The 6,610-nt window shown below is 64.8% G+C and carries 8 protein-coding genes; 4 read left to right on the top strand and 4 right to left on the bottom strand.

Annotated features, from left to right (window positions below):
• Positions 1–805: dipeptidase (locus ACFP9U_RS02310; RefSeq protein WP_378618722.1), on the top strand; the 805-nt coding region annotated here is incomplete at its 5' end.
• A gap of 86 nt (positions 806–891) precedes the next feature.
• On the opposite strand, the gene ACFP9U_RS02305 is transcribed toward ACFP9U_RS02310, so the two are convergent.
• Both ACFP9U_RS02305 and ACFP9U_RS02300 read right to left on the bottom strand, forming a co-directional pair.
• Entirely contained in the window at positions 892–1,188 is a 297-nt protein-coding gene (locus tag ACFP9U_RS02305) for a DUF982 domain-containing protein (protein ID WP_378618720.1), read from the bottom strand.
• A 105-nt stretch (positions 1,189–1,293) separates the two neighbouring features.
• Positions 1,294–1,587, bottom strand: a complete 294-nt coding sequence (locus ACFP9U_RS02300; protein ID WP_378618719.1) for a hypothetical protein — start codon at positions 1,585–1,587, stop codon at positions 1,294–1,296.
• A gap of 202 nt (positions 1,588–1,789) precedes the next feature.
• On the opposite strand from ACFP9U_RS02300, the gene ACFP9U_RS02295 reads away from it, so the two are divergent.
• Positions 1,790–2,206: a DUF983 domain-containing protein gene (locus ACFP9U_RS02295; RefSeq protein WP_378618717.1), complete on the top strand. Its 417-nt coding sequence runs from the start codon at positions 1,790–1,792 to the stop codon at positions 2,204–2,206.
• A 43-nt stretch (positions 2,207–2,249) separates the two neighbouring features.
• Here the strand turns inward: ACFP9U_RS02295 and ACFP9U_RS02290 are convergent, their stop codons facing one another.
• Entirely contained in the window at positions 2,250–2,678 is a 429-nt protein-coding gene (locus ACFP9U_RS02290; RefSeq protein ID WP_378618716.1) for a hypothetical protein, read from the bottom strand.
• A gap of 197 nt (positions 2,679–2,875) precedes the next feature.
• Here ACFP9U_RS02290 and ACFP9U_RS02285 point away from each other — a divergent pair, with 197 nt between their 5' ends.
• A complete protein-coding gene (locus ACFP9U_RS02285) occupies positions 2,876–3,892 on the top strand; it encodes a serine hydrolase domain-containing protein (RefSeq protein ID WP_378618714.1) in 1,017 nt (338 codons plus the stop codon).
• Between the two features lie 95 nt (positions 3,893–3,987).
• Here the strand turns inward: ACFP9U_RS02285 and ACFP9U_RS02280 are convergent, their stop codons facing one another.
• A complete protein-coding gene (locus ACFP9U_RS02280; RefSeq protein WP_378618712.1) occupies positions 3,988–5,082 on the bottom strand; it encodes a DUF475 domain-containing protein in 1,095 nt (364 codons plus the stop codon).
• A gap of 344 nt (positions 5,083–5,426) precedes the next feature.
• On the opposite strand from ACFP9U_RS02280, the gene ACFP9U_RS02275 reads away from it, so the two are divergent.
• A complete protein-coding gene (locus ACFP9U_RS02275; protein WP_378618711.1) occupies positions 5,427–6,419 on the top strand; it encodes a ribonuclease Z in 993 nt (330 codons plus the stop codon).
• Positions 6,420–6,610 lie beyond the last annotated feature (191 nt).

Raw genomic sequence — 6,610 nt, 5'->3', positions numbered from 1 at the left:
GGCGCTTGCGGCGAGCGTGGCGATGGCCGGCATCCTGTTTCGGCTCGAACGGCGCTCCAAGGGCGGGCTCCGCGTCTGCCGGTCCGCCGCGGATATCCGCAGCGCGAAGGCCGACGGCGCGCTCGCCGCCGTGCTGCACATGGAGGGCGCGGAGGCGATCGACCGCAATTTCCGCAATCTGGAGGTGCTGTACAGGGCGGGACTGCGTTCGCTCGGTCCCGTATGGAGCCGGGCCAACGCCTTCGGCCATGGCGTGCCCTTTCGCTTTCCATCCTCGCCTGATACCGGGCCGGGCCTCACCGATCTCGGCCGGGAACTGGTGCGTCAGTGCAACCGCCTGGGGATTGTCGTCGATCTTTCGCACATCACCGAGAAGGGCTTTTGGGATGTGGCGGAATTGAGCGATGCGCCACTGGTCGCCTCCCATTCCAATGCCCATGCGATCAGCCCGCATGCGCGCAATCTCACCGACGGCCAGCTCGACGCCATTCGCGAGAGCGGCGGGCTCGTGGGCGTCAACTACGCGACGGCCTTTCTGCGCACGGATGGCCGCATGGACGCCGACACCTCCCTCGATCTTCTCCTGCGCCATGTCGATCATCTGGTCGAAAGGCTGGGCATTGACGGGGTGGGGCTCGGTTCCGATTTCGACGGCGCAGTGATCCCCGCAGCCATCGGCGACGTCGCCGGTCTCCCGCGCCTTGCCGACGCCCTCGGCCAGCACGGTTATCACGCCGAGGAGGTCAGGAAGATCTGCTTCAACAACTGGGTCGCGGTTCTGGAGCGGAGTTGGAACGCGATCTGAAGGTGATGGGCGGATGGATGCGCGGCGGAACCCGGACGAAATGCGAACCGGCGCAAGCCGAACTGGCGGCCCGCGCCAGCGGCTGACTACTCCCGCAGCTGCTTCAACCGCTCGCCTTCGTAAAGGCTGTCGAGCGGGACGTCCCGGGCGAGGATACCGGCCGTCCGGGCAAAGGTGGTAAAGCTTTTTCGCGCCTCCTCGCCCACGCCGGGGTTGGCGCTGGCAGCAAGACAGGCGGCCATGGCGCGCTCGAAGATGGGGCCGTCCTGTACCGGCCAGCCCATGAGGAAGTCGCACGCTTCCTCGGCGCTGTATATCTCCATCACCGGGTCGCCGCTCCGCACGAGGATGCGGACGGGTAGATCAAACTGGGCGGTATCCATGTCGAGATCCTCCAGCGCGGTTAACCGGCAAAAGGCGGGAAGGTTGCACAACGGCGCAATCGTGCATGTCAGGTTCTTCCATCTCAGCCGGAACCGAAAAAGAGATCATCGCACCTGCACGGGCGATCGGCAATACGGACGGTGCCGGGAGCCGGTGCAAGGTTGGGTTTGCAAGTGGCCGGCGTCTTCCCGACGCAACGGCCGGTCACCGTGCGCGGGGCGTGGACGATCTCCCGCGCCAAGGACATGCTGGCCCAGCACCACGCCGCCGGCTGCATAGACGCCGCGGCTGCGAAAGCCGTCATGGTCGTCGGAGTAATAGCCGCTGTCATAGATGCAGCCCGACAGCATCGAGGCTGCAAGGATTACGGTCGAAATCAGCAATGCATTTTTCGGCATCGTCCTGTCTCAAGCGTGCGCTGCGGCTCTATCCAGCGGGAACAGGGGGGCGCCAACCGATATTGAAGCCGCTGTTCGGGGAACGAGACCCGCGCAGGGAAGTTCCGGAAGGTGGCCCTTTGTCGCGCGACAGATGGGCGGGTTGCGGCGGAGCCGGGCCGGAACGATGAAGGGGCCGGGTTGTTTGGGCCGGAGCGAGCCGATGAGCAGTGAAGAATATAACGAGACCGAGGTCCCCGCGGTGACCGGCATCCGCGGCAGATGCCCGCGGTGCCAACAGGGCCATCTGTTCGCCGGCTATCTCAAGCTCGCCGACAGGTGTGACGTCTGCGGCCTGGACTTCGGCTTCGCGGATCCGGCGGATGGGCCGGCATTCTTCGCAATGAGCATTGCCGCGGTCCCGGCCCTTGCGTTCGCGCTCTGGTTCCAGTTCACGTTCGAGCCGCCGATCTGGGCTCACCTGTTCACCACCCTGCCGCTTACGGTCGGCGCCTGCCTTCTGTTGTTGAGGCCTTTGAAGGGATGGCTTGTTTGCTCGCAATATTTCCACAAGGCACAGGAAGGCACGATCGACCGCCAGTGGCATGCCGCCGAAGCGCGGCGGCGCGACGAGCATTGATGCCGTGGCCGCGCCGGGACGTTCCCTTTCCGCATGTCGGACGCTATTGAAAGGACCGCCCATCCCACTGCACGGTCCCGGCACGCCCGCCAGCCCCATGCATCCGGATTCGCGGGGTGGCGCCATCCTCGACGCTGACGCCGGCACCCAGCATTTCCCGTTCCAGATGCAACAATCCCCCGCGCCGGACGTAGAAGTTCACCGTGCAAAGCTGCGCGCCGCAGAAGATGCTGCGCGACGGTCCCGGGCCGGCGCAGCCGATCCCCTCGTGGCTCAGGACGAGATCGGTTTCTCCATCGCCCGTCAGGTCCTTTTCGATCACGGCGGCCGGATCGATCTCGCCCGGGCGGCCCTCGCAGGCCGCGGCGATCTCCTGGGTAATGAGGTATTCCGTGGCGTTGGAATAGGCCCCTGCCGGCGCACACAGCGCGGCCATGAAACCCGTGGCGAAGAGCAGGCGGATGACGGGCACGGACGGACTCCCTTTACGGTTCGAGATCATCTTATCCGGGCCTCGACATTCGACCAGTCGGTAAATCGGGTTAATACCGATGTCGCTTGCACGCCTGAACGCCAGCCGCCGCGGCGCCACGCCTCACATTACCGTGAAATGTCGGATTTTTGCAGCGCACCCCCATTCTCGCCGGAAACGGCACTTAGCCGATCACCATGCGCCATAGATCTTTCCTGGTTCCCGTCTTTTTTCTGCTCGTTTTCTCCGTCGCGGCGCGTGCCGCGGAGGGGCTGGAAGAGCGGCTCGAACCCATTCTCGACGATGCCGAGGAGCTCACGCCGCTGCACAGCGTCGTCGTGGCGCACGAGGGCGCCATCGTCGCCGAGCGCGGCTATCGCGGCCATTCTCCGGAAAGCTCCGCCAACATCAAGTCCGCGTCGAAATCCATCATGTCCGCGCTCGTCGGCATCGCCATTGATAAAGGCGTGCTCGAGGGCACCGAACAGAAAATCGCCGAACTGCTTCCGGACGATCTTCCCGCGGACCCGGACCCGAGATTGCAGGAGGTCACCGTCGGTCACCTTCTTTCCATGCAGGCCGGGCTCGGCCGCACCTCCGGCCCGAATTACGGGCGCTGGGTGGCGAGCGACAATTGGGTGCGGGCGGCGCTCGCCATGCCGTTCGATGACGAGCCGGGCGGCGCCATGCTCTATTCCACAGGTTCGACCCATCTCTTGTCGGCGATTCTCACGCGCCTGACGGGCCGCTCGACGCTGGCGCTCGCGCGGGAATGGCTGGGGCCGCAGGAGGGTTTTTCGATCGCCGCATGGGATCGTGACCCGCAGGGCATCTATTTCGGCGGCAATCAGATGTCCATGAGCCCGCGCTCGCTGCTTGCCTTCGGCGAGCTCTATCGCAACGGCGGCGTCAGCCGCGATGGCGAGCAGCTCGTGCCGGCGCGCTGGATCGAGGCCTCATGGCAGCGGCGCACCGCCTCACGCTTTACCGGGGACGGGTATGGCTATGGCTGGTTCATGCGCCGCATCGCCGGTGAGGACGTCTATTACGGCTGGGGCTATGGCGGCCAGATGCTTTATGTTGTGCCGGGGCAGGGCCTGACTGTGGTCATGACCTCCGACACGAACAGTCCGGCCGGCCGCAGCGGCCACCGCGACGATCTCCACGCGCTGCTCGGGCGGATCATGGAAGCGGTCGAGGGTGAGGACCGCTGAAGCGGATGGGGAATCCCCCTGCCCGTCGGGCGCCATCCCGGAGTTTTCCGGGTTCCGGGATGGCGCACTCGTTCCGAAGGGACGGGCCGGCCGCTTTACTTTTCGGCCGTACCATTCACCCTGTTCCAGCGCACCGAGGACCAGAACGATAGCCCGATCAGAGCCGCGCCGCCGAGGCCGGTGATCAGCTCGGGAATGTGCACGAGGGACTGGGTGTACATGATCACCGACAGCGCGATGATCGCGTAGAAGGCGCCATGTTCGAGATAGCGATATTGGGCGAGCGTGCCCTTGTCGACCAGCATGATGGTCATCGAGCGGACATACATGGCGCCGATGCCCAGACCGATGGCGATGATGAAGAGGTTCTGGGTGAGCGCGAAGGCGCCGATCACGCCGTCAAAGGAGAAGGAGGCGTCGAGAACCTCGAGATAGAGGAAGGCGCCGAGACCTCCCTTGGCGGCACTGCTCATGGTTTCCTGCGCGCGGTCCAGGAACGCGCCCACCACCTCCACCAGGAGGAAGGTCAACAGCCCCCAGATGGCAGAGCTGAGAAAGACGCGCGCTTCCTCGCCACCGAGCAGCCGCGAGAAGGTCAGGATCAGGATCAGCACGAAAGCGATCTCGATGCCGCGGATGGTGGCGTATTTCGCCAACCGCCGTTCCAGCCACTGCACCCAGTGCACGTCCTTCTCGTGGTCCAAGAAGAAGGACAGGCCGACCATCATCAAAAAGGTGCCGCCGAAGGCGGCGATCGGCAGATGCGCCTCGCGCATGATGCGCGCATATTCCGAGGGTTCCGTGGCAGCCAGGAGAATCGCCTGCCATGGCCCGATTTTGGCGGCGATCACCACGATCAGCAGCGGAAAGACGATCCGCATGCCGAAAACCGCAATCAGAATGCCCCAGGTCAGGAACCGGCGCTGCCATTCGGGGCGCATGTCCTTGAGCTTGTTGGCATTGACGATTGCGTTGTCGAAAGACAGGGAAATTTCGAGAACGGCGAGAACGCAGCAGATGAGAAAGATGGTGAGCGTGCCGCCCACGGTGCCGGTCATCTCCCATCCAAGGAAGGCGCCGAGGACGAGTCCGAGCGCCGTGACGATGAAGGCCCACCTGAAATAATACAGGAGGGACGTCCCGGAACCTGCAGACGCGGCCTCTCTTTGAAGAGTGGTCCTGCTATCCATGATGTTTGAAGTGAATCCAGGCGGCTGGAAAAGGTCGCGGTGCCGACATCGCGAAAGCGCCGCCACTTCCGCCAGAGGGGCCCGGTCACCGAACAACTGCCCGCCAGAACGCGGCAGAACAGTAGATAGCGGGTCGTCCGCCTCCCGGCAAGCCCGATCGCGCAATTGGCCATTCGAGGGACCGGCAGACCGCAACCCTGTTCGGAACCAAGCGCCTTCGCCCGGGCGTTGAAGTGCAGACAAGGGAGCACCGATATGCATTGCGTTACGGGATGTGCCGGCAATGTGAGTGCCTGCTATCAAGGAGTGACTTCACGGGGAGCGCGGACACCCGCCGACGGCAGATGAGCGTCCTTCTGGTCCATCCGCGCCTCGCGGGCGATCCCTTCGCCGACCCGGTCCTTTATCTCGACTTCCGCTTCGGCAGGCGCGCATTGCTGTTCGACATCGGCGACCTGGCGCCGCTTTCACCCCGTGAGATCGCGCGCGTGACACAGGTGTTCGTGTCGCACATGCACATGGATCACTTCGCCGCCTTCGACCGGCTGCTGCGCCTCAGTCTCTACCGCGACGCCAGGGTCGATCTCGTCGGGCCTCCCGGGCTGGCCGATGCCGTGGAATCCAAGCTGCGCGCCTATACCTGGAACCTGCTGGACGCCGAATCGCGCGACTTTTCGCTTTCGGCGTCCGACTGGGCGGAGGGTGGATTCATGCACGCCAGTCTCTTCCGTGCGCGCGACGCCTTCCGGCGGCAGGAGATCGCGCCGCCCTCGCTGAACGGCATGGCTCTCATGGACGATCCGGAGTTCACGATTGAGGCGGCGGTGCTCGATCACGGGGTCCCCTCGCTCGCTTTCACCTTTCAGGAAAAGACGCGCGTCAATGTGCACAAGGCGCGGCTGGACGCACTCGGTCTGCCGGTGGGGCCGTGGCTGACGGAGGCAAAGCGGTCGGTGCGTCGCGGGGACCTGTCGCGGCGTCTTTCGCCGGCCGACGGCCGGCAGGTCACCATCCGGGATCTGCTGGAGGCGGGCGCGCTGAGAACCGGTGCCGGTCAGCGGATCGTCTATGCCACCGACCTCGCTTTCACCGAGCTCAACACGAAACGGCTGGTGGCGCTCGCGCACGGAGCCGACCGCCTGTACATCGAGGCTGGATTTCTGGAGGAAGACCGGCTGCTTGCCGCATCGAAGAAGCACCTGACGGCGGCGCAAGCCGGCTCGATCGCCCGGCTGGCGGGTGTGGCGGAAGCCTTTCCGATGCATTTCTCGCCGCGCTATGCCGACCGCGCGGACGAACTCAGAGCCGAATTCGCGAGCGCAATGGCGGGCGGCTAGAGTCTTCGTTCTTTCCGAAGACCGGTTTCCAAAAGCACGATGTGCAGGTTCGAAGGCCGCAAACTCCTTTGTGCGTCCGAATGGGCGCACGGGCTATTGCCGGGGCGCCGCTCCATGCGAATCCGCGGGCAAGATCGCCGCCGACACATCCCGTGCGGCTGCACGCCATGCTTTTTCAGCGCGGCGATGCA

The sequence above is a fragment of the Nitratireductor sp. GCM10026969 genome (genome assembly GCF_042660605.1).
Classification (GTDB): domain Bacteria; phylum Pseudomonadota; class Alphaproteobacteria; order Rhizobiales; family Rhizobiaceae; genus Chelativorans.
Note: the sequence above shows the minus strand (reverse complement) of the source record. Positions and strands in the feature narration are given on the sequence as shown.